Annotated in this window: 23 protein-coding genes; 15 read left to right on the plus strand and 8 right to left on the minus strand. The window is 35.9% G+C overall.

Going from position 1 to position 24785, the window contains the following annotated elements; translation table 11 throughout:
• Positions 1–175 precede the first annotated feature (175 nt).
• On the plus strand, positions 176–313 hold the full coding sequence (locus MPR_RS18645; RefSeq protein WP_158438861.1) for a hypothetical protein: 138 nt from the start codon (positions 176–178) through the stop codon (positions 311–313).
• 216 nt (positions 314–529) lie between these two features.
• On the opposite strand, the gene MPR_RS01885 is transcribed toward MPR_RS18645, so the two are convergent.
• The 6 genes from MPR_RS01885 to MPR_RS01910 form a co-directional block, all read right to left on the minus strand.
• Positions 530–2173, minus strand: coding sequence for an MFS transporter (locus tag MPR_RS01885; protein ID WP_041888673.1), 1644 nt, complete (start codon positions 2171–2173; stop codon positions 530–532).
• A gap of 523 nt (positions 2174–2696) precedes the next feature.
• The gene (locus MPR_RS01890; RefSeq protein ID WP_041888675.1) at positions 2697–5330 is read right to left on the minus strand and encodes a TonB-dependent receptor; all 2634 of its coding nucleotides are present in this window, start codon (positions 5328–5330) and stop codon (positions 2697–2699) included.
• A complete protein-coding gene (locus MPR_RS01895; RefSeq protein ID WP_041888677.1) occupies positions 5314–6108 on the minus strand; it encodes a GLPGLI family protein in 795 nt (264 codons plus the stop codon). The genes MPR_RS01890 and MPR_RS01895 overlap by 17 nt, the downstream gene beginning before the upstream one ends.
• A gap of 192 nt (positions 6109–6300) precedes the next feature.
• Entirely contained in the window at positions 6301–7839 is a 1539-nt protein-coding gene (locus MPR_RS01900; RefSeq protein WP_041888679.1) for a peptide MFS transporter, read from the minus strand.
• 39 nt (positions 7840–7878) lie between these two features.
• The gene (locus MPR_RS01905; RefSeq protein ID WP_041888681.1) at positions 7879–9651 is read right to left on the minus strand and encodes a peptide MFS transporter; all 1773 of its coding nucleotides are present in this window, start codon (positions 9649–9651) and stop codon (positions 7879–7881) included.
• A gap of 83 nt (positions 9652–9734) precedes the next feature.
• Positions 9735–11900, minus strand: a complete 2166-nt coding sequence (locus MPR_RS01910; protein ID WP_041888682.1) for a S9 family peptidase — start codon at positions 11898–11900, stop codon at positions 9735–9737.
• A 213-nt stretch (positions 11901–12113) separates the two neighbouring features.
• Between MPR_RS01910 and MPR_RS01915 the strand changes: the two genes are divergently transcribed.
• From MPR_RS01915 to MPR_RS18710, 10 genes are all read left to right on the plus strand, one after another.
• Positions 12114–13430 (plus strand): hydroxymethylglutaryl-CoA reductase, degradative, encoded by a 1317-nt coding sequence (locus MPR_RS01915; RefSeq protein ID WP_041888683.1) that lies wholly within the window; start codon positions 12114–12116, stop codon positions 13428–13430.
• Positions 13430–14350, plus strand: coding sequence for a GYDIA family GHMP kinase (locus MPR_RS01920; RefSeq protein WP_041888685.1), 921 nt, complete (start codon positions 13430–13432; stop codon positions 14348–14350). The genes MPR_RS01915 and MPR_RS01920 overlap by 1 nt, the downstream gene beginning before the upstream one ends.
• Positions 14351–14818: 468 nt before the next feature.
• A complete protein-coding gene (locus MPR_RS01925) occupies positions 14819–15760 on the plus strand; it encodes a hypothetical protein (protein ID WP_041888687.1) in 942 nt (313 codons plus the stop codon).
• A gap of 11 nt (positions 15761–15771) precedes the next feature.
• On the plus strand, positions 15772–16272 hold the full coding sequence (locus tag MPR_RS01930) for a hypothetical protein (RefSeq protein ID WP_041888689.1): 501 nt from the start codon (positions 15772–15774) through the stop codon (positions 16270–16272).
• Positions 16273–16353: 81 nt separating this feature from the next.
• On the plus strand, positions 16354–16743 hold the full coding sequence (locus MPR_RS01935) for a hypothetical protein (protein ID WP_041888691.1): 390 nt from the start codon (positions 16354–16356) through the stop codon (positions 16741–16743).
• Positions 16744–16861: 118 nt separating this feature from the next.
• Complete coding sequence (locus MPR_RS01940) at positions 16862–17869, plus strand: TQO small subunit DoxD (protein WP_041888693.1); 1008 nt, start codon at positions 16862–16864, stop codon at positions 17867–17869.
• Between the two features lie 129 nt (positions 17870–17998).
• Positions 17999–18727, plus strand: a complete 729-nt coding sequence (locus tag MPR_RS01945; protein ID WP_041888695.1) for a YqjF family protein — start codon at positions 17999–18001, stop codon at positions 18725–18727.
• Between the two features lie 11 nt (positions 18728–18738).
• The gene (locus MPR_RS01950; protein WP_006257515.1) at positions 18739–19452 is read left to right on the plus strand and encodes a M949_RS01915 family surface polysaccharide biosynthesis protein; all 714 of its coding nucleotides are present in this window, start codon (positions 18739–18741) and stop codon (positions 19450–19452) included.
• A gap of 73 nt (positions 19453–19525) precedes the next feature.
• A complete protein-coding gene (locus tag MPR_RS01955; protein ID WP_235280502.1) occupies positions 19526–20236 on the plus strand; it encodes a carboxypeptidase-like regulatory domain-containing protein in 711 nt (236 codons plus the stop codon).
• Positions 20223–20396, plus strand: coding sequence for a hypothetical protein (locus MPR_RS18710; RefSeq protein ID WP_167541462.1), 174 nt, complete (start codon positions 20223–20225; stop codon positions 20394–20396). Before MPR_RS01955 ends, MPR_RS18710 begins: the two co-directional genes overlap by 14 nt.
• On the opposite strand, the gene MPR_RS01960 is transcribed toward MPR_RS18710, so the two are convergent.
• Both MPR_RS01960 and MPR_RS01965 read right to left on the minus strand, forming a co-directional pair.
• A complete protein-coding gene (locus MPR_RS01960; protein ID WP_041888699.1) occupies positions 20393–20803 on the minus strand; it encodes a hypothetical protein in 411 nt (136 codons plus the stop codon). The two genes, MPR_RS18710 and MPR_RS01960, sit on opposite strands and share 4 nt — an antisense overlap.
• Positions 20804–20812: 9 nt before the next feature.
• The gene (locus tag MPR_RS01965) at positions 20813–21364 is read right to left on the minus strand and encodes a hypothetical protein (protein WP_041888701.1); all 552 of its coding nucleotides are present in this window, start codon (positions 21362–21364) and stop codon (positions 20813–20815) included.
• A 125-nt stretch (positions 21365–21489) separates the two neighbouring features.
• Here MPR_RS01965 and MPR_RS01970 point away from each other — a divergent pair, with 125 nt between their 5' ends.
• The 4 genes from MPR_RS01970 (at position 21490) to MPR_RS01985 (ending at position 24681) form a co-directional block, all read left to right on the plus strand.
• A complete protein-coding gene (locus MPR_RS01970; protein WP_041888703.1) occupies positions 21490–22713 on the plus strand; it encodes a BaiN/RdsA family NAD(P)/FAD-dependent oxidoreductase in 1224 nt (407 codons plus the stop codon).
• Between the two features lies 1 nt (position 22714).
• On the plus strand, positions 22715–23194 hold the full coding sequence (locus MPR_RS01975; RefSeq protein ID WP_041888705.1) for a hypothetical protein: 480 nt from the start codon (positions 22715–22717) through the stop codon (positions 23192–23194).
• Positions 23195–23711: 517 nt separating this feature from the next.
• Positions 23712–24161 carry a DUF5958 family protein gene (locus MPR_RS01980; RefSeq protein WP_041888706.1) on the plus strand — a complete coding sequence of 150 codons (450 nt, stop codon included), beginning with the start codon at positions 23712–23714 and terminating at the stop codon, positions 24159–24161.
• Positions 24162–24243: 82 nt separating this feature from the next.
• Positions 24244–24681, plus strand: a complete 438-nt coding sequence (locus MPR_RS01985) for a DUF6896 domain-containing protein (RefSeq protein WP_175469354.1) — start codon at positions 24244–24246, stop codon at positions 24679–24681.
• Positions 24682–24785 lie beyond the last annotated feature (104 nt).

Here is a 24785-nt window from a genome sequence, read left to right on the forward strand (position 1 = left end):
TTATATAGGTTCATATTGCGATATGATAGAATTAACTATAATCAGATTAGGTGTTTTTATATAAAATAGTAATTGTTGTAAAATAAAGTAATTTGCGTTTTATGCTAATTTTAGCATACTAATCTATAATGAGGAGTTGATCCTAACTTTGTTAGCTTATAACTATATTGAGATCATGATGACACTCTTCTATATAGACTATTCGGGTAGAGATAGAATATCATTCGGTAAAGAACCTTCTATCCCTTATAGATATTGGTTGTTATCGAATGAGTTCCGAAACCAATTCATCTTGTTTAATGATAGTGGTTGAATATGAGGTTGTTAATGTGCTATTGAACGTTCAGAATAGGTCATTAAGGGATTATGGAGTCATTAACGCCAAATAAGGGCATGATGAGGCAATGATTGTTGGGATGTTTATAGAAAGATATCTGTATTATACTACAGTATAGTGCAGCGGGAGGTGAGTAGGAAAAATAAAGGCACAAAAAAACGCCTTAGATAACTAAGGCGTTTGTGTATATGTTTATTGATTTGCTTTTTTCTGTTCTAGAGGTCTGATGACTAATCTATCATAGATGACAAGTGTGATCACAGAGAACATCCCGATACCGAATATCACATACCATATCTTATTAGGGTTATAAGTGCTCCATAGCATATCTACCATCTCCCAGTGAGACATGCTCAACTTCTGTTCAGCTAATGCAAAGTACTCATTCTTAGAGAATGGGAAGTGTACTTGGCTAATGTCGATACCTTTATTGATAGCGTATTCTTTAAAAGAGGTAGCCACTTGTGACCAATCTACGCTGTCCGCTTTAAGGTTAAACTGTTTTTCGAAGGCAGATAGAGACATATTTAGAGTCTTTGAACCTTGTTCCATGAACTGTTCATGTGTTACCACTTCTGGCATTTCGATGCTTCTAGTAGCCATCTCACGTTTTAATAGAGATAGTTTATCTGACCATGATTGGTATAAACTTCCTGAGATAAAACTTGTCACGAAGTAACTAGCTGCTACAGGTAAGAAGTAAGTCCCTTGGTAAAGTCCATCCTTACCTTTAGGAGTAATTAGCGCGATGAATGATGATACAGTAGGGCTAGACATCATCTCCCCGATAGAGAAGATCATCGTACCTAATATAGTAAACAGTGGATTGTGTGTATAGAACGTAAGTCCTACTCCTATACTCGCGATTATCGCACCTCTGATTACTGCGTTGATATGGCGCATCTTCGTTACGAAGAATGAGATCGTCACCTGACAAATGATAATCATGAATGAGTCAACATTAGTGAACCACTCAGGTTTTACCTGTCCATCTTGAGTCATAAGAGTACCTAAGAACGGAATATTTTCGTTTAGCCAATCACTGATAGATGATGAGTTCACCCAGTCTTCGATGAAGTTAGGCAGTGTGTTGAACAGCTGGTTAAACATCGTCCAGAACCCAATCATTAGCAATAATAATATTCCTAGACGTACATCTTTTAGCGCTTCGAAGATTCCTAATACAGAATCTTTAATCGCTTTACCGATAGAATCTTTTGGTTTCTCTACTTTAGGATCCTTATAGAATAGTAATAGGATTACTAGGTTGATCGCGATCACGATAGCAGCTTGGATAAAGATGATTCTCCATCCATACGTAGTACGTAAGCCTGATGACATCGCAGGTCCGATAAATCCTCCGATATTAACCATCATGTAGAATATACCGAAACCTAATGTACCCGTAGACTTATCCGTATCTCTAGCGATGATAGCTGAGGCTACAGGCTTAAAGAAGGCTGCACCTACTGCTACTAGTAGGAATACTAGGTATACGCTCCAGTAGCTACTTACTTCTCCTAGTAGATAGTATCCAGTGATCATGATGATGAAGGAGATCATTAGAGATAGTTTATATCCTATACGATCTGCTATTACACCGAATAGGAGCGGTAGGAAGTATAATATACCTACTACATTCCCCATGATATTTCCTTTCTGTACATGGTCAAAGCCCAGTCCTCCTGTATCAGTAGAACCTACTAGATATAACCCTAATAGGGTGTATATCCCATACCATGCCCAGCGTTCCATCAACTCCATAAAGCTGGCTATCCAGAAATTCTTTTTGAATGACAGTAGTGTTTGAACGAATGATTTATTATTCTCAGACATAATTGTTAGGGTAGTTTAATTGAGGAGTGTAAGTTAAAGGGTAAATTTTAGTTAGCCAATGTTTTTTTGTGTTTTGTTTGGCTGTGATTTTGATCTGTATTTATGCCCATGTCTTGGGTTATAGATTAGGTATGGAATATGGTATATCTCTGTTAAATATGGAGAGGGAAGAGGCTGTATATAGTCAGCATAGTGTCCCACTTTCTGCTACCATATAAGGGCAATAGTAGTCATCAAGAGTCAAAATAATCAGTATTAAAAATCAGTGTAGGAGGATGTGATAAGTTTGTCCTGAGATTATTCTCATACGTTCTTTGACATTGTGAAATGAAAAAGCGCCTTAGGTAACTAAGGCGCTTTTATTATATTAAACCAAAATTTACATTAGCCAAATACTACAAAGCCATTCTACTTCATAGCTCTTTCATTAGCTCTAAAACCATACTATAGCATGCTTGTCTCGCTAATTCAGACCTATTTTGTATAATTACTTTTCGTTGATATGTCTAGTGCAAATTTTGGTTTAAAAAGAATAGTTAACACTGAGTAGTAGTTGTCTTCCTAATAGTTTATAAGTCGTAGAGGTACTGCTGTAGTCTGTTAAGGCGTAGTTTGCGTACGTCTTGGTATTAAAGAGGTTCGTTAGCTCTAGACGAGCGTTCCACTTCGACTTATTAGGGATATACGCAATATTAAAGTCTAAAAAGGTGTAATACTTACGACTAGGTGCTACCTTATCGAAAGAATATAACTCACTGATAAGGTTTAAGAAGAGGGTATCTTTCAATTTATATTTAGCAGTCAGTTTAGTCTCTGTGTCTATAAAACGCTCAGTGCTAATGATGTTCATATACGTAGTAAACCAATTCGTACTTACGGCATAGTTAAACCTTGATCTAAGGTTAGATTTCAGTTCTATTCCATAGGTAAGTGATGTGCTTCTGACCCGTCTCGTCTCAGAATCATTTAACGTATTATAGAAGTCAGCTTGATTAGCATTTAGACTCAGTTTTAGGTTGTGTTTTAATTTTTGGAAGTAATATTCTGTAGAGGCTAGTATGAAGTAGCTCTCATTGTTCTTTATGGTAGATATATTGCTCTTCGTATGGTTAGGATAGATATAGTTATTCTGTGTATAAAAGTCGTTGTACTTATTATACGATATCGTCACCGTAGAGAATGACCTATCGTGGTAGTTCCCTAATGTATAGGTTAGACCTACTGCATTATTTGTGAAAGGATCCAGGTTAGTAGTTCCTCTTAAGAAGCTTCTGTACGATGTCTGTATATATCCATCATAGGTTTTGGCAGCATTGATATTGGTATAACCGTATTTATAATAGATGTCTATTTTGTTCTTGTCATTAATTCTTTTCTCGATAGAGAAGTGTGGGCTTATGACTAACTTCTGAAGACTGTTATCTGTAGTTATTGATTTCAGTCTATTGTCAAATAACGAAGCCGAGATACTTGTCCCCATACTCCATGTACCCCATGTCAGCTTCGTCAATGCTTTTGCATAGAGTTCGTTTACTTTTAGAGTGGAGTTATTCTTGTTAGTATAGGTGTCATCATCTGCTAAGTTATTTAGACTGTAGAGGTGTGTGTTCGTATTCGTATTCCCTAGCGTGAAATGAAGGAGATGGTTACCTTTCATCATTCCTTTATAGCTGGCCTGTACAGTGTGATAGTTCATTTTATTCTGAACGAGTTGACTGAATGGAGTTGTCGCATCCTGTATATAGATATTAGGCGTATTGATATAATCCTGAGTGTTCTGCTCATAGATATTCTTATAACTAAGCACTAAAGCTTGTTTATCAGATACCTTAGTGGTGTACTCTAAGTTTTGTTCTACTCTTTTGTTCTCATTGTCTAGAGCTTGATTATTTGGAATATCGTTGTAGCGTACATCACTATTAATCTTTGTGTTTGATATATTGCCTTTTAGATCATATTTCAGTGTAGAGGTTTTATTGATATCATACACCATATCTCCTTTTAGAAACGAGAAGTTACTTCTGTTCTTATTGTTCATCATTTCTATATTGTGATAGGAATTATCTGGAGTATATAGAGTCTGATCCATTGCCCTTTTGCCTAGCAGAGTCTCTTTATTAAACAGACCTGATATCTTCACTTCTATTTTAGGAGATAGAGTTACAGCCGTGTTGATAGAAGCAAACTGGTTATTGTTATCCTTATATCGATGGTTTCTGAGACTTAATGAGATATTGTCAATATTGATAGGATTAGATAGAGCAGTAGGAGTTGTTATTTCCCCTTTATTGCTATTTAGAAACGAACTAAGGTCACCCGTAGCATCATAGCTAATATTGTTAGACTGTAAGATAGAGTAGAACTTCGTCTTTTTGCCAAAGTTCATGATGTTTAATCTTGCACTATGTACCTCCTTATCACGTACACCAGCTCCCACCTCGACATTGCCAAACCATACACGCTTAGCCTCTTCACTGAGTTTAAGGTTAAGTGCTAGTTTCTTAGCAGGGTTTAGATTTGTCAGGTGTTTGTTCTCCGAATAATTTTGTAGTAGTTCTACTTCTTCTACCGGATTGACAGGCATATTCTTAGTCAAGACTCTGTATCCTCTATCGAAGAGGTCTGTGCCATCTACCATGACCTTTTCTACTTCTTGATTATTGACACTGATCTTCCCATCAGTACTAATCTCTAGCCCGGGTAGGTTCTTGAGTAGGTCTTCTATGACGCGTTCATCTCCTTTAGAGAACTGTTTGACATTATAGACTACGGTATCCTTCTTCACTGTGATAGGTGAAGTAGTCTTAATGGTGATCTCGTTGAGTACTTCCGCAGAAGAGAGCAGGTATAGGGGGGTGTCTAGACCATAGTTGTTCTTAGTAGCATCTAGGGTGATAGTTGTTTTCTCTATTCCTATTTTTTGTATCGTAAGTTGAGAGGCAGTAGGGTGGTTCACTACATTCTTAAACTCTATTAGTCCTTCATTGTTAGATGAGGTATAAGCAAGGGTTTTATTGTTTTGATCTTGTAGAAATACTGTGGCACGGATTATCTCTACACCTTGACTATCTAGTAGTCGTGTAGTGATATGCTGTGCTTGACATAGGTAAGTGCACAGGAGTATTAATAGGATAATTATCTTACTCTTCCCATTCATATTTTCGTTCGAGATCACTGTTTTTTAAACGTTCAAATTCATTCGGATCTGTGATGACCTCGAGTATCTCTACGCCTGGTATATTGCCAAAAGGATTGCGATGAGGGCCATTGACTACTCTATCAAGTTCTTTGTAGTATTTCTCTTGAAATGATCGGATAGACTCGTTGGCACGACTAACGTCATATCTAAAAGGTAATATCTTGAATTTATTAACTTCTATATTCTGTATGCTCCAATGGTATCTGTTTTCATCATCATAGAGTTCAAATACTAAACCTGGTAAGTTATTGAACTTCCAAGGGCCTACTTGTATGGGATAGTCAGTAGAGTACCATGCCGTATAGTTTCTCCCTCTAAAGCTTAGTGTAGCCTTGTGAAGGGTTATCTGTTCTGCATTGGTTTTGGTCTCATCGTGTAGTTGCCAATCCATTTGAGGAATATCTTCCTTGACAAAGTATCGCGCTTCCCAAGGCTTTATTCTAGAATAGAGCAGGTTCTTCTTAAAGTCAAAGTAGAAGAATTCTTCAAACTCTTGTTTATCGTAAATTACTATTTCATTTGGCTTTCTGGGAGGCTCTTTAGTGATTTTGTATTTGCCATTAATGTATAGACTTTTATCTTCTTTAGGGCTAATGTATAGTTTGTCTTCTGCTGAGCTAATATGAGTATCAGAAGTTGTAGTCTTTAAGTAGGTGATGGTGTAATTGGTATCTTGGGCATATCCAATAACACATAAGAATAAAGTGATAACTAAGTAATAGGTTGATTTATACATATCTAAGTTTTAGTTCTTGTTAGAACGTCGTGTATAGATCAGATATTGTAAGTATTGTTAATTAAATCTTAAAAACTAAGAAAGGAAAGCTGGTTCGTTTCATTGCTTTTATTTGTTTATTGAAAGTATTGCACAAAAAAAAAAGCGCCTTAGTTGCCTAAGACGCTTTTGTATATTAGAATAGATAGATAATTATCTAACTTCTTGCATAAGTTTTTTCATAAGTGGAGAAAGTGCAATTAACACTACCCCTGCGATTACTGCATATAACCCTAAATCTTTATACCCATCAGTATACGCTAATAGAGCATCATAGTTAGGATGGTTACCAGTAGCTACTTCAGAACGACTCTTAGACATAGCAGCTCCTAAGATACCTGCTACATACTGTCCGTAAGCACTAGCTAAGAACCACATACCCATCATCATCCCTTGTAGATTAGCTGTAGAAAGTTTAGTCATGATCGACAGACCGATCGGTGATAAACACAGCTCCCCTAAAGTAATGATTAATAAGGCAAAAGTAAAGAAGTCTAATGATGTCATACCTGCTGCATCAGCGAATAGACGTGTAGCAAATAATGCATAGTATCCAGCTCCTAATAGGATAAATCCTAAACCAAACTTCATTACTGTATTAGGCTCTATTTTCTTCTTAGCCATCCAGATCCATAATAGACCCAAGATAGGTGCGATGAAGATGATGAAGAAAGCTCCTCCTGAGTTATTCACTCCATTAGGATCTAAGTGCATACCTAGTAAATCAGAGTTTAAGTTCTTCGCTGCGAAGATGCTTAATGATCCTCCCGCTTGCTCATAGATACCGAAGAATAGAATAGAGAAGAAGATAAATACTAGGGCAGCGATAATCTTCTTACGCTCCGCACTAGTCAGCTTCGTCATTTCATAGAATAAGTAGATCAATGCTAATGGTCCTACTGTGTACATAAAGTATGCAGTATAGTCTGTGTTATCAATCATGAATACGATAACAGGTACCATCGCAAACGTAAGGATGTATGTCCCTATTTCTTTCCATAAAGGCATTTTAGTTTCACTACCATCTTTAGCTACTTGCATAGGCTGTAGTCCGATAGGTCCTAAATGACGTTTTGTAAAGATGAAGTTGATTAAACTCACTAACATCACGAAAGCAGCTAAACCAAAAGCTACACTCCAACGGTTCTCTACAGCGATAGAGTCTTGGAATAAGTGTCCTTTACCGATAGCGATACATAAGTATCCTCCGATAAGTGCTCCTAAGTTAATCCCTGCATAGAATAATGAGAAACCAGCATCAGTACGTTCGTCCCCTTTTTTGTATAAATATCCTACCATAGTAGAGATATTCGGTTTAAAGAAACCTGTACCAATTACAGTAAATGCAATACCTACGAAAAAGTAAGCGTGTGGATCTATAGCTAGAATAATACTACCTAAGATCATCATCGAGCCTCCCCAGAAAAGAGATTTACGGAAACCTAAGATTTTGTCAGCGAAAATACCTCCTAAGAATGTGAATGCGTACACGAATGCTTGTGTAGCTCCATACTGTAAGTTAGCTTGTGCTTCTTCAAAGTGTAGTTGGTCGATCATAAAGAAAACCAACATTCCTCTCATTCCATAGAAGCTAAAACGCTCCCACATCTCTGAGAAGAATAAGCTCCAGATTTGCTTAGGGTATTTACCTGAGAAATTCTGAATCTCTTCTAATGTCTGTTGTTGACTCATTTTTTTTAGTTATTTATTATTGTGCAATGCACTGTGTTCTTATCGAACACCGTGCATTAGTTTTTTCAATAATGGGTTCACTAGCATTACCATGATTGCTGCTGCAAAAGGTATTAATGTGAATAGGAAGAAGAAGTGACTAAGTGAGTACTCTTCTTTAATATTTTCGATTTGTCCCCCTAAGATGGCTGCAAATTTCTGAGCGATAGCTAAGGCTAAATACCACATACCGAACATGAATGCAAGCATCTTGCCAGGTACTAGTTTAGAAACATAAGACAGTCCTACAGGTGAGATAAATAATTCCCCTAAGGTATGGAATAAGTACGTTAATATTAAGAATATAATCGACATTTTTACTCCGTCAGTAGCTCCCATAGATCCTAAACCTAAGATTAAGAATCCGATAGCTACGAAGATTAATCCGATACCGTACTTAAATGCAGCTGATGGATTATACTTAGAATCCCACAGTTTAGACACTGTAGATGCTAAAGAAATAATGAAGAATGAGTTCAAGATAGAGAACCAAGATACAGTGATCTCAGATACTTCTTTATTAAACTCTGCGTTCAACATATAGATAGCCATAGCCCAGATACCTGCAAAACACACGAATAATATAATATTAGACATCGCGATTTTTGACCAAGTAGCTTTTGCTAATAATACAAGTACCCATGAGATGATTAACAATGGAATCACTGTAAGACATGTATTGATAATGTTGAAAGCTAGTAATGCAGTTCCTTCTAACGATCTGTCTACATAGTCTCTCGCTACAAGTACTAACGATGTAGCCCCTTGTTCGAAACTCATGAAGAAGAACATTAAGAAGAATGCTAATAAGATTACAGCAAACATTCTGTCTCTAATCACTTTTCCATAACGCAAGATACGTGAGATCACTAAGTATAAGAACGTGATAAGGGCTAGAATAGCCATGATGTTCTGTCCTCTTAATGCTTCTGTGTCTAAGAATGCAAATAGATCTAGTACTCCGTTTTTAGATAATGGATCATTGAAAGCATATAATAAACCGATTACAGATACGATAGCGATTAAGATATAATCTACTAGTGTGTAAGGGTTTTTAGTGTCTTGATCTTCTTTGATCTGCTCTGGTGTTTTCTCTACTGTAGTGTCTACTTTTTTAAGCTCACCTAAGTCTCCCATTAATGGTTTAGCTAACCAGAATTGGATTGTACCTAATAGCATGAAGATACCTGCTAATCCGAATCCGTAGTGCCATCCTTTAGTCTCTGCTAAGTATCCACATAACATCATTCCGAAGAAAGCACCTGAGTTTACACCCATATAGAAGATGGTATACGCAGCATCTTTTTTGTCTGGTAATGATTTGTACATTTCTCCTAAGATAGAAGGCATATTTGGTTTAAAGAAACCTGTACCAATCACAAGACATGCAAGTCCTACGAAGAACCATAGTTTAGAAATTCCTTCTGCAGCCATCGATGCGTGACCTAAAGTCATGATGATAGCTCCGATAATTACAGCCCATCTAGAACCGATATATTTATCTGCAATAACTCCACCTAAGATAGGTGTTAAGTATAATAGCATGGCATAAGTACCGTATAGTGCACCTGCTTGTTCTGCTGACCATCCCCATCCTGAGAATGCATCGCCAAAGATAACTTTAGCTGTTAAGAATTGAATTAACAATACTCTCATTCCGTAGAAAGAGAATCGCTCCCACATCTCTGTAAAGAAAAGAACGAATAACCCTGCTGGGTGCCCAAGCACATTAGATTTAAACAGGTTTGAGTTTGTAGCTGTTTCTGCTGACATTTAAGTAAATATTAGTTTGTTTTAGTTCGTACTTATTGGTGATATAGTACTTTGGTTGGTTTTAGGTGTAAGGTTATTTTGGCTTATAAATTGTTTAAGATGAAATTAGTCATCTTTGTATATAATTGTAATCTTGTATTTCCTCCTGAGATACCGTGATTCTTATCTGGATAGATTAGCCAGTCGAAGTCTTTGTTCTCTTGTACTAACGCTTCTATCATGGTCATAGCATTCTGTACGTGTACGTTGTCGTCAGCAGTACCGTGTACTAGAAGGTAGCGACCTTTTAGTTTAGAAGCATGTGTGATAGGTGAGTTATCATCATATCCAGCTTGATTCTCCTGTGGAGTAGTCATATAGCGTTCAGTATAGATACTGTCATAGTATCTCCAGTTAATCACTGGTGCTACAGCGATAGCTAGTTTGAATACATCGTTTCCTTGTAGGATAGCATTCGAAGACATAAACCCTCCGTAGCTCCATCCCCAGATACCTATTCTGCTAGCATATACATAAGATTGTTGACCTAGGTATTTAGCAGCGATGATTTGGTCATCTACTTCATATCTACCCAATTGGTTTTGTGTCATTTTTTTAAACTCAGCTCCTCTGAATCCTGTTCCTCTACCATCTACAGTTACTACGATATACCCTTTCTGAGTAAGCATAGCATGCCAGTAGTCGTTAGAGTCTAGCCATTTATCAGCTACTTGTTGTGATCCAGGGCCACTGTACTGATACATAAACACAGGATATTTCTTAGCAGGATCAAAGTCTTTAGGTTTCATCACCCAAGCGTTAAGCTGTAATCCGTTAACTGTAGGAATCTGTATGAATTCTTTAGTAGGCAAGTTATAGTCTACTAATTTGCTCTCTAATTCTTTATTGTTTAGAATTTCTTTTACCACTTTACCTGTTTTAGATTGTTGTAAAGTGTAAGTAGGAGCTACTGTACTAGAAGAGTACACATTGATAAACTGTTCGAAGTTAGGGCTGAATATAGCTCTATTCGTTCCTAGTTTCTCAGATAGTTTCTTTTTATTTTTTCCATTAAGGTCTATAGAATACACTCCTCTATAGATAGAACCTTCTTCTACAGACTGGAAATAAAGTTTCTTAGATTTAGTATCGATACCGTAGTAATCCGTTACTTCCCAATTCCCTTTAGTGATTTGGTTTACTAATTTACCTTCTTTGTTATAGTAGTATAGGTGGTTATGACCATCTCTCTCACTTAACCATACGAAATCGTTGTTGTCTAAGAAGCTAAGTGTAGCTACATCTACATAAGCTTTATCTTTCTCATTTAGAATCAGTTTTTTGCTTAATGTATTTCCATCGATGAAGAATACTTTTAAGTCATTTTGATGTCTATTGATGATTTGAGCACTTAAGTATTGATTGTCATTTGTCCATTTGATTCTAGGGATATAGAAATCGTTGAACTCGCTTAAGTCTACTTTACTTGTCTGGTTAGACTTCACATCGTAGATATGGATAGATACTAGAGAGTTCTTTTCTCCTGCTTTAGGATATTTAAACTTGTCTTGAGTAGGATAAAGTCCTGTTCCGTATACATCCATTGAATATTCTGGAACGTCAGTCTCATCAAATTTGATATAAGCTATCTTGTCTCCATTCTTATTCCAATCAAACATGCGTACAATACCAAACTCTTCTTCGTATACCCAATCAGAGATACCATTGATGATGTGATTTTTCTTACCATCATTCGTTATCTGTTGTGTCTTTTGAGAAGCGATATCATAGATATATAAGTTGTTCTGATATGCATAAGCTATTTTAGAACCATCATTAGAGAATGTCGGTTCAGATATTTTGTGATCTGCTATTTTAACTAATGAATTTTTAGTTGGGTTGAACAAATAAAAATCAGTTAAAGCAGAACGACGGTAAATAGGAGTGGTGTTCGTTCCTATTAATAATTGTTCTTCTTTATGATCGAAGATATAAGTATCTATCGATTTAATATCTTTAAATGCACTAGTAGAAAAGATTGTTTTTGCTTTTTCTAGTGTTTCGAAGTTATAAAGGTTTATTTCTTGGTGGTCTTTAGCAATGCGCTCAATGCGTGAGTATTGATTCGATTTTTCCATCGAATTAACGGATTGCATTACTTTCGTTCTAAATGTGCCGTTCCAAATTTCTTCTTGTGCAATTTGTTTCTGAGCCAACCCAATTTGGGTAGCTATGATACAAAATAGTAGGGTTAGGTTAAGGTGTTTCATTATCTATTTAATCGAAAAAACTTCCAATTTTAATGAAAAAATATGATTTACACCAATTTATTTTTCGAATAAACCAAAAAAAGTCTAATTCTGTTGAAGCTATTTTGGTAATAAAAATCATAATATCATAAACAAAAAGTACTAATAGCTGTTTTTTTAGTTTTTTTAACCTTGTAAGAATGAGTTATCTTTGTGGCATAAACAAAAATAAAGATGGAAGGTAATATTAATGGATTCTCTAAGTTGAGTAAACAAGACAAAATCAATTGGATAGCACAAACCTATTTTTCTAATTCTGCTGATACAGTAGAATTGATAGAACAATATTGGAATTCAGATGAGGAATTACAGAAGCTTCACGATGAGTTTATAGAGAATACGATTACGAATTTCTATTTGCCTTTTGGTGTAGCTCCTAACTTTAGAATTAACGATAGATGGTATACTATTCCGATGGTGATAGAAGAGAGTTCTGTAGTAGCTGCAGCTTCTAAGGCTGCTAAGTTCTGGTCAGAACGAGGCGGATTTAAGACTACTATATTAGGAACAGAGAAGATAGGACAAGTACACTTTATATATAAAGGAGACAAGAATAAACTAGTTCAGTTTATTAAAGATATAGATAGTAAGTTCTATGAAGATACGAACTCTATCACACAGAATATGCAGAAACGCGGTGGAGGTATCTCAGCGATCGAGCTAAGAGATAAGACTGCTGATGTGGATAATTATTATCAGCTGCATGTGACATTCGAGACAAAAGATAGTATGGGGGCAAACTTCATTAACTCTTGTCTAGAGCAAATCGCTAAAACACTAAAAGCGGAGGCGATGAACTGTACAGCGTTTACAGAAGAGGAGAAAGCAGTAGATGTAGTGATGAGTATTCTGTCTAACTATGTACCTAACTGTGTGGTAAGAGCTGAAGTTAGCTGTCCGATCGAAGACCTGAAAGGGAAGGATATTAAAGAACCGCAGTTATTTGCAGAGAAATTTGTACAAGCTGTGCGTATCGCAGAGGTAGAGCCTTTTAGAGCAGTAACACATAATAAGGGAGTGATGAATGGGGTAGATGCTGTGGTGTTAGCTACAGGGAATGACTTCAGAGCTATCGAGGCAGGAGTACATGCTTATGCTGCTCGCAGTGGTCAGTATAGCAGTTTATCTCATGCTAGTATAGAGAATGGTATCTTTAAGTTCTGGATTGATTTGCCACTAGCACTAGGAACTGTGGGAGGATTAACTTCATTACACCCTATGGTAAAGGTAGCTTTAAAGATGCTTCAGAGTCCATCTGCTACTGAGTTAATGCAAATCATAGCAGTAGCTGGATTAGCACAGAACTTCGCTGCTGTAAAATCATTGACAACGACAGGCATTCAACAAGGACACATGAAGATGCACTTAATGAATATCCTAAACCAGTTCAAAGCAACAGATGCAGAAAGAGTAAAAGTAGTAGCTCATTTCGAAAAGAATGTAGTATCTCATAGTGCAGTGGTAGAACTGCTAGAAAGCCTTCGCAAATAATGGTGAAAGAATATTATAGTAACGGAAAACTGCTTATCTCAGGAGAGTATGTCGTGCTAGAAGGGGCTAAGGCTTTTGCTTTGCCTACTAAGTATGGACAATCACTGAAGGTAAAGGAGAAGGAAGGTGACTGTATTCATTGGACGAGCTATGATGTGGATGGAAGTATCTGGATGAGTGAGGTAGTGCCTCTTCAAGATGTACTAGGTACACATGAAATCGAACATCAATCAGAGTATTATAAAACGCTAGTAGATGTACTGCGTGCTGCTCATAGACAGAATCCTTCTATCCTAGAGCATACTCTAGGGTATGAAGTGGTATCTGAGTTAACTTTTCCTCGTTTATGGGGATTAGGGACTTCTTCTACTTGGATTAATAATGTAGCGCAGTGGTTTAATATTAACCCATATCAACTATTGCAGGAGTCATTTGGGGGTAGTGGATATGATATTGCCTGTGCGCGTCATGATCAAGGAATCTTTTATACCTTAACTGATGTAAACCATCCTGAGGTAGAGCAGGTGTCTTTTAACCCGTCTTTTAAAGAGCATTTATATTTCGTATATCTAAATCAGAAGAAGAGCAGTAAAGAGGCTATTGCTAATTTTAAAGCGAAACGTCATGGTATTCGCCATCAGGTAGAGCGTATATCAGAGATTAGTAAGGCGATGTCTGTTAGCACTACATTAGAGGCGTTCTGTGCTCTAATGGATGAGCATGAGCAGATTATGAGTGAGGTCTTAGGAGTCGCTACTGTGAAGCAAAGTTTATTTGCGGACTTCGATGGATCAGTCAAAAGTCTAGGAGGCTGGGGAGGAGATTTTGTGATGGTAGCTTCTAAAAATGACCCTTTGGAGTATTTTAGTTCTAAAGGATATGAAGTAATAGCAAACTTTGAGAATATGATTCTTTTTTAGAAGTTTAACTACTATTTTTGATTTTAATGCTTTATATTTATCCTTTCATAATATAGTATTTTTAAAACAAAATCTATTGGATTCATTAGTGGTGCTTAGGTTGATATCGCAAAGAGACTATCATTAATTAAAGAAGAAGCATAAGTGCTATGTTTTGAGTACTGATTTAATTAAATAGAGATGTTGACCATAAGGCTTTACTAATGCTTAATGTAGGTTTTAAGTAAAGAAAGTCTGAATCTTTATGAGCAAGTTGGAGAGAATGACAATCTGGAGAGGTTATCTGTTGTAGGATAGCCTCTTTTTTTATTGTATAGTGTTCCATTTTATGTGACCATAAATGTTTATTAGTAGGCATAAGTAAGCAATATCGCCACAGGTAGAAAGTATTATTATAGTCTTTCGTATTTTTGACACTGTATAAGAATGATAAAAGACTAGATCGTTTAGCACAATAAAAAGAATACCATGAGAAGAGTCATATTCGATATAAACGAGTACTTAGCAAATCACAAGGAAGTTCCCAAAGAAGGGATTGTGACCTTGTTGAGTTTTGCTGAGAATAAGCGTCTTGTTTCTTCAAGTAATTTTGATGAATATGGAATGCTAAAATCTGAAATAGTTCTATATGAAGATGATCTAACAGCAGAAGGGAAGTTGGTATTCATTGATCTCTTAAAAGGTTGGTTATCGTATATAGAAGGAGATGAGAAGAAAGAAAGTGATGGTAAGTACTTAGCTCAACTTTATAAGCGTCAGAGAGAAATTATAGAGAAAATAGAAAAGTCCACGCAGTGGTCATGGGCACTGGCAGTATCAGAACATTGGTCTGTAGGTATTAATAACCCAATAGGAGAGGGATATCTAGAAGATACTTTATTATTTACGGCTGAGAATATAAAGGATGGTATAGGTATATATGTGATGTATAGTAATGATAAGGTAGGGTATGAAGTAGAATATATGGAGTATAATCGTGTGCTCGGTAGTTGGGATTATGAGGGAGATTTTAGGAAGTATGAAGTCCTTTGTCAGAGTCATGATCTGGGAAGTGTGAAAGAGGTTGTACAAAAGTTATTGAATCAGACAGATCAGGATTTGCTACAGTTTGTTCAGTATGGGTATTGGTATGTTGTCGTTCATAAGCTGATAAGAGGAAAGAAGAGTTATCAATCCAATGAGCTACTGTACTTCGCTAGTAATGATAAACTGTTTATAGAGGTAATCTGGACAGATAATCAGTTTAAGGTATCGTTGGTGAAGCTTAAACACCCTATTGCTAAAGGAGCAACCCTTGTTCACTTAAATAATATAGTAGAGCATCATACTATTTATGTAGATACAGAAGAAGAGTTAATGCGAAAATTAGAAAGGGTAATGTGTATGCCTTATGAGTTTATACCTCATTAATAGTAATAAATATGAACGCATATTATAGTTATGATCATTTAGAACTCGAAGGAGTGGAAGGCTGTATCAGTTATTATGAGGTGTCTGAAGAAGGTTATTATCTGCGTAGTGTGACTAATCATAATGGCTGTTGGACGAATAGCTATATCGAGATAAGAGATCAGGTGTTCTTTTTGCCTGAAGCGTTGTTAGAAGAAGAGGATAAAGAGTTTTTAAAAGAAATAAGCTCTAAGGAGTTTCTCGATCAATGGTCACAGAGTAAAGTACCTTATGAAGAGCATTGGGTTGTATTTAAAAAGGAGCTAGGTGATCAGGTAGAAGGAGAGATAGTCTGTTTTTACCCACAAGGTGTAATGGTAGATCTAGGAAGTTCTTTTTATGGCTTAGCAGATTATGAACAGTGTGTGGCTGTATTGTCTAGAGAGAGGATGTGTCCTAGTACAGTAGCTCGTTTTAAGGTTGAAGGACTAGAGGAAGAGAACTTTCTTGTACATCTAACAAGTTTAGTTTAACAATACTTTGTCAATTGTAATTGTTAAAATTAAACTTAAAGGGCTATTTTTGAGCCTTTAATGATGAGATTATATATCTAAATGTTAACCTTAAAAAAGAAAGTAGCGGTACAATTACAGTGTTATCTATGGATAGCACTCTTGATGTTTACTACAGTAGGTTGTTCTGCTAAGAAGGCTTTTTTTGAGGTATCAGGACTTCAGGTAGAACGTCCTTTGAATGCAAATAAAGCATTAGGTATTAATCAGATCTCTTGTGATGTAGAGACTTCATCTGTAACTGTTTCTTCAAAGCAGTTAAAACAAAAAGTAAAAGGAATATCGTTGAGTTCGTTGGCTTATACAACGGGAGTAGACTTGGCTTTATTTCACCACAGTAAGGGAGTACAACTAGACTATATTCTTAATATAGCAGGAACCGACCCTCCTAAATATATATTATATCAGCAGTTTAAATTAGCTATAGCGTAAGGAATTATATACTTACCTAAGCATTGTTATTCTCTAGAATGAACGATGGAATAACGATATATGGGTGTGTATTTTAATGAGTTAAAACAAATTGATTACACTATTTTAATTTAAAATCATGCAAATTTTTAATAAGCAGTCGTATACAACGGCTGGATTTTTTACACTTGGAATTCGCTTAGTAGTTGGATGGACTTATTTTTCTGCTTTTTGGCGTAGGTTAATATTAGAGAACAAATTAATAGAAGAAGAAGCGGGATATATCGGCGCGAAGTTTAATCACTTTTTGCCAAACGCTTTAGGTATAAAACCGCTTATAGAATATCTAGTGAGTAATCCTGATATGCTATGGTGGGCGATGGTTATTTTTACAATAGTAGAGGCTATTGTTGGATTGTTTATCATGTTAGGTCTATTCACTAGACTAATGTCTGTAGGGGTATTCTTTTTGGCGATGGGAATCTTACTAGGTTCTGGCTGGATAGGGACAACATGTCTAGACGAATGGCAGATAGGAGTACTAGGTGTAGCTACAGGGTTTATGTTATTCTTGACAGGAGGAGGATACGGTTCTCTAGACTATTATTTTGCAAAGAAAGGCAAGGCATTTACGACTAAGAAGTGGTTTGGGTTCTTAGGTTCAGGAGAATTACCTATTAAGAATCTTAAGCCTGTGGTATTCATAGGATCTTTTGCAGTGTTATTATTGACGTTATATACGAATCAAGTTTTCCACGGAGGAGTGTTTGGTACTCTACACAATAAGTCTGTTAAGCCTAAGCTAGAGTTGGCAGATGTGACTTGGAGAGAAGGACAGTTGAAGTTTGAAGTATATCGTGTAGAAGGTGCAGATGTATATGGATCATTCCTTATAGGCGTGCAATTAGAAACTATGGATGGAGAAGTTATCCAAAAGTGGGATGGAGAAGCACTGTCTAAACTGAGTAAAGAGCAAATCAGCAATCGCTATGTAGCTAAGATAGCTCCTGGTAAACACAGTTTGATTATTCCTTTAGGAGCGAAGGCTGATCTTACTTTTGAGCCAAGTGTTGAGCATCCTAAACAGAGTGTTGTTCTTCGACTGATAGATATCAGTGGGATAGAGTGGACAGCTGAAGTGAATTAATGAATATAGTGATAAGGTAGCTTCTATTCAGCTTTTGATGGTTTGAGGATATTTGATTGCGATTAATTGTCTTTAAATAGTAAGAAGGTTGTATTTATTTATGTAAATTGCTTAGTAAAAAAATACAATATGAGCCAAATAGATGATGTGTTAAGTTCAGTATCCCATCGCCCTTGGGCATTGCCTGAAGGCCCTTGGAAGTTCTATCAAGAGTGGAATAGAGCTATCTTTTTACATTTTGAAGTGCCTTTAGAGGTACTGAGACCCTTAGTGCCAGAAGATTTAGAACTGGATAGTCTAGACGGGAAGTACTATGTATCTATCGTGCCATTCACGATGGAGAATATTCGTCCACGTCGTTTACCTGCGGTGAGTATGGTATCTGATTTTGATGAGATCAACGTGCGTACTTATGTTGTGATAGATGGAAAGCCTGGAGTTTATTTTATCAATATAGAAGTAGGAAAGAGCCTATCTGCATTTGTATCTCGTACGATATCTGGGTTGCCTTATGCGAAGTCAGATATACTACGTGAGAAAAATGCTTATCTATCTTTAAACTCGAAGAAGAATTTCTTTCTAAAGCTTGAGTATCAGAAAGGGGAGAAAGTAACCAATAAGTCTAAATTAGATTTGTGGTTGACAGAGCGTTATTGTCTATATGTATATGTACATGAGGAGCTGTTTCGATATCAAATACACCATAAAGAATGGCCTATTAGAACAATAAAATTTGATACAATGGAGTTTGATTATAGTATAGGCAATCTGCATTTGACAGAAGCTGATGTGATCGCACAACATTATTCTAAAGGTGTTGTGGTGGTATCATGGGATAAAGAAAAAATCAAACTCTAATAACGTATATAATGTCAAGATTACTTTTTTTGTGCTGTAGTTTTTTGTTTATCTCTTCTGTTGTGATGGGACAAAATACAAGAAACTTAGAGCGTACCTTACAACCTAAATGGAAGATGCAGATATACGATAAGGAGTCTCCTGTTAAGGCAAAGACGCTATTGTATAACGATATTCCGAAGACCTTTGACTTTAGAGGAACTGTAATGGAATCTATTAGTTGGAAAGATAAAGAAGGAGAGAAAATATTGATCCTAACGACTACAGGGTATTTCCCTTATAGGGACTTATCACAGAAAGGGTTTGGTCAATATTCTTCTGGAACGAAAGGTGAAATCTATATGTATATGTTCACGAATAAAGATGATGATAATGGCTATGTGATGACGATGAAGATGTATGATGTCGTACCCTGTGGTGAAGGAAGCCCTGCACCATATATAGGATATGTACCTATGGGGACGGTGGTGACTGATTTAGATAATGATGGAGTGACAGAAGTAATCGTGTCTTATGTGACGAGCTGTAATGATGGAGAGAAGGGAGAATATGATTTAAAAGTCATGTTGTTTAATGGTGAAGAGAATATTCTAGCTAAAGGAGCATTTATACCTAGCGAGGGCAAAGTAGATAAACCTGTGGTAGAAAAGGCAGATAAGACGAAGAAAGTATTCTCTAAGTCGGTAGAAGAAGGCTGGAAGAAAATAGCAAATAGTTTTAAATAATAAAAAACGCATAGTGGTATCTATGCGTTTTTTATTATTTATGTTTGTGTTATCATTCGCTATAATAGTAACTATGAAATACAGAATCGAAATACCAGAACCCTGTCATGAAGATTGGGATAAAATGACTCCTCAAGATAAAGGGAGACACTGTGCTGTATGTGATAAGGTGGTTGTAGACTTCTCTAAAGCAAGTAAGAAGGACATCATTGCTATCATAAAAAAAGAAGGAAGGATATGCGGGCGTATTCCACGTCAGTATATAGGTGCAGACTTAGAAGAGGAGAAGATCAGAAAGTCTTTTGGACTGAATGGTATGGTGGCTACCATGGTAAATTTGTTAGCACTAACAACTATAAGTACAGCTGTAGCTCAAGAGAAACCTAAGGTGGAATCTGTATGTCAAGATACTAAGACAAGTACTTCTGTACCAACAGTTGTTCAGAATAGTATTAAGTCTGAAGACACTAGAGTGATTAAAGGAAAGGCTTATGAGTCAAACCTTGAATTACCTGGTACAGTTATTATGATTAAAGGAACCAATATTGGTACTCAAACTAATATGGAAGGAGAGTATGAGTTAGTTATTCCTAAAAAATATAATACTAAAAGGCTTACTTTAGTAGCTTCATTTATTGGATTTGAAGATAATAAAATCAAAGTTAGTAGATCAATAAATAATATTGATTTTCATTTAGAAGCAAGTACTGACATTTTTATGGGTGAGGCAGTAGTAAAAGCGTATAAAAAAAGTAGAAACAAGAAGAAATATGAAGAGAAGTAAAGGGTTATTAATAGTAGGATTATTAATGATATCTATAGGTACAAGTCTAGTAGCAATACAAAACTTTGGGATAGGGCTATTTCTGCTTATTTCGGCAGTAGTAGTATTGTTATTTGCCTTAGTGATTGGAGCTAAAGAAAAGAGGGCTTCTAAGAACTAAGTTAGATGACTTTTTAGGGTGATAATTTTATTCTCTCTTCCCCAGTCGTAGGTCTTAGATGTATCTGATACATATTGAAATAACAGAAGTGCTTTGCTATTTAGTAGAGCACTTTTTTCGTTTAAAGCATCTTGAGTTTTGAGAGCTAGTAGTCTTAGGATGTCAGCCAGTGATTCTATATTTTCGATATCCATTCCTTCTATGGTTAATAAAGATGCTAGAGCTTCTTCATCTTTAAGCAGGATAAATTTGTCTAGATCCAGGTGTAAGTTCTCCTTAAGAGACGAGGTGAAGTCTTGTAATTGCTGTTCGGTCTCGAAGTCATCGATAGGAAGCGAATTAAAAACGGCTCTAAGTAATTGAGCCGTTTGTTGTATCATTCTAAGGACAAGGTCTCTTTTTTCCATTATTGAAGATTATCGAACAGGACGTAGCGTATTGCTAAATGTTACTTTAAAAGGAGTCTCCTTATTTGCGTTGTTTTTCATCACATAGATGAATTTAAACATTTTAGCATGGTCACTTTCTATCGTTAGTGAGCCACCTGTATAACTGTCTTTTAATACTATATTCTGCGTGTTGTCTACACGGATAGACTTCGCTATACCAGAGCGTAGATCACTCATAGTCATGGCGTAGTAGTAGGTCTTGCTATTTCCTTTGATAGAGATATTCTCTCCTTTAAAGCCTTTAGTTAAGATGACTACAGAGTAGTTGTCAGCGGAAGCATTCATTCCTCTAAGGTAGCTATCTCTAGTTTTGTCTGTTACAGATCTAAAGTCATCTCTCACCTGAGCATAATCAGGTAGATCCATTACATCATCTTCTTCAGGAAGTCTGTCTTCCTCTTTGATTTTTTCGATACGCTCATCTACTGTCAGTTCTTTAGGTGGTTTCGTCGCTACGTGAGAAGCAGATTTACACATAGAGAACAAGACAATTAAAGCTAAGAAAGGTAATTTTTTCATATTCTTAATTTAACAATGATAGTGGTGCGATCGTAAGTAAGTATCTTTGTTGGCGTAAAGATAATTTTTTACACTCAATAAAAAAACTCTAGAAGAGAGTCTTAAACGTTAAAATAGGTTTTTCAATGAATTATGATGTCATATTAGTCGGAGGTGGAGCAGCAGGTTTTTTTACTGCAATTAATCTTGCAGAACAAAATAAAGGACTAAAAATAGCGATTATCGAGAGAGGAAAAGAAGTGCTTTCTAAAGTAAGAATATCAGGAGGAGGAAGATGTAATGTGACTCATGCTTGTTTTGATCCGAAAGAATTAACGCAGTTCTACCCTCGCGGTGCAAAAGAGTTATTAGGGCCTTTTCATCAGTTTTGTTCAGGTGATACTATTGAGTGGTTTGATAGACATGGCGTGACATTAAAGATAGAAGAGGATGGTAGAATGTTCCCTGATACAGACTCTTCTCAGACTATTATAGACTGTTTTATGAAGGCAGTACAGAAGCTTAAGATAGAAGTCATCACGAGTAGTAGTGTACAGGGCATCTTTAAGAAAGAGAACAGTTGGAAGCTAGATACCACAACAGGTAACTACGAATCTACTTATCTAATCATGACTACGGGGAGTAATCCTAAGATGTGGAATACAGTAGCCGAATTAGGACATAAGATCGTAGAGCCTGTACCTTCATTATTTACATTTAATATCAATGATAAGCGCATCAAAGATTTGATGGGAGTAGCTACACCTGCTGAGGTAAGTGTTAGAGGGACTAAGCTAGAAGCATCAGGGCCTTTATTAATTACCCACTGGGGGATGAGTGGACCTGGTATATTGCGTCTTTCTGCTTGGGGTGCCAGAATATTAGCAGACAAGAAATATCAGTTTCATATCACAGTAAATTGGATGCCACAGCACAGCTTCGAGTCTCTAAAAGAAGAATTGCAACGCATCCGTAAAGATCATGCAAAAAAGAATGTGATTAAGCGTATAGAATTAGACTTGCCTAATAGACTATGGGAGCGCATGGTCGTGATATCAGGAATAGCAGAAGATACCAAATGGGCAGATGTGACTAATAAGCAGTTAGATATACTATGTGGGGAGTTGACTCAAGGAGAATATCAAGTCAATGGTAAAAGCACGTTTAAAGACGAGTTTGTTACTGCTGGAGGAGTAGACCTAAAAGAGGTTAACTTTAAAACCATGGAAAGTAAATTGCACAATAATTTGTATTTTGCAGGAGAGATTTTAAATATAGATGCCATCACAGGAGGGTTTAATTTTCAGAATGCATGGACGAACGGATACCTTGCTGCATTAGCGATAACAACTAAAATAGAGCATAAATAAGATGAGGTTTAGTTATTATAATTTGACGAGTAAGATATTGCTATTCGTATTTTGTTTACTTCCTTTTTTAGGGATGTCTATTTTCTTTATACAAGTAGGCAATGGATTAGCCAAGTCTCTCAGTGCTGTTATGTTATTTCTATTTGTCGTTTTTGTCTATAAATGTTTTTTTATCAAAGTAAGTATAGACGCAGAAGGAGTGACGTATAAAAGTCTGCTCAAAGAGAAGCAACTCAAGTGGAATGAGATAAACGATGTGCTGATCGTGGTGAGAGAGAGACGCTCTGTAGCGGATTATTATAAATTTGACGAATGGATGAATGCGGGTAAAGCAGGTAAGAGTTATTTCGTCTTATTTAGAACGACAGAGGGGTTTCCTGAGAATCCTATGTTTATGTTTAGTGCACCTACTAGTGAAGATTATATCAGCGTACAGTTTAGACCTGCTATACAGAAAGCAATAGCACAATATCGAAAATAGAAATGATCGTTTTAAACAAAAATATAAAATATCAGAGAAGGCAGTAAAACCGAGGTTTTACTGCCTTTTTTGTTGGTTTATTTTTGAACTATCGCATAGTGGTCGCATAGTTATGGGATAGTGCTCACATAATAAAGGCTATTTTTAATGCGATCACTATGGGAGCAGTATCCTGTCAAGATGTGATTAAGGGAAGGGAGGTGGTGTTTGTTTTTATTTAGTGATATGAAATTTAACTTCTAAGTATAATTGCTTAGGATTTTTTTATGGTGTTTGAATAGTGATAGAGAGTTGAGAGAATAATAGTTAACTTTATTACGCTGTACAAAGTAATTTTCAATACAAAAACAGTTTACTTTCAACTAGGTATATAATACTTCCGTTGATTAGTAAGGTTAAGAATCCTTTTTGTAGGAGCAAAAATTGCAACTGGTAGAATTCTTAGAAAGATAGATGTTTTCGTAGGAAGGATTAGATATTAATCGACCTTGTATAGTAATAAAAGCTAGAAGAAATAATGAATAAAGAGAAGGAAGTAATAGTAAATAGTTATGGACAATCTATAATTGGGGTAGAAGTCGTTACAGAGCTCTTTAATAAAAAAGATAGTAAAAGGCTTTTTTTAGAGGACCTCGTTTTTTTAATACAACAATCTAAACCTTTAATTACAGATGTGGATGCTGTGATTAAAAATAGCGGGCTTAAAGAGACTTGTACCCCCTGTGTTATGCTTCGCAAAGATGTAAAAGAGTATAACCTCAGGAATATAATTAATTTGCCAGATTATGAATTAGTAAATGTTTTTATTCTTTTTCTAGAGTTGTTTAAAGTCGCTTACCAAAGACGTTTTTTATTAGAGAGAAATAATCCTAATAAATGGTGGTATTGGGATTTGAACCGTAAAGAGAATGTAGATAAAATATTTAGTGAGCATGACGATACTGTAGCAAAAGAAACTACTGATTAGTGATAATGAAATAATTATTCAACGAGAAGTAATGCTAAGAATTAGGTAAGAAAGATAAAAGGTTATATATAACAAAATAGTTATGCATGATATAAAGAAATATCTGAGTGAATATGTTAGGTTTATTCATGATTTTGAAGAAACGCTTAGAGATAAATTAAACCTTAAAGAAGAGGATATATATCAGGAGATTTATAAGATTAATATTAACTCAAATGGCACTAAAAATTATAAACATGGTAAGATTGATGGATATGAATATCATTACCATGGAGCTGGATGTTTTATTCAAAAGGGAGATATAAAATGCGATTTTGACTTCGTACACTATATTGATGATTTAACCTATCAATTTACTTCAAAAAAATTAAAGGATTTTATTGATAGTTATTATCATGTTGATATTGATGCTGATAAACTGAATGAAAAACTAAAAGAATTAGTGAAAGAAGGATTTTTACTAGCTGTTATATTTGGAGGTAGAGTATGGAATTCCTTTTTAATAAAGAGGCATAGCTAAAGATTGTTATTAGTGAATAAAGTTCTTAAGAATGAGGTAATCGTTGAAGTGTTAGTGGGGATAAAGAATAGATAAAGTGATAAGAGACTACATACAACAAATTA

The organism is Myroides profundi, assembly GCF_000833025.1.
Lineage (GTDB): Bacteria > Bacteroidota > Bacteroidia > Flavobacteriales > Flavobacteriaceae > Flavobacterium > Flavobacterium profundi_A.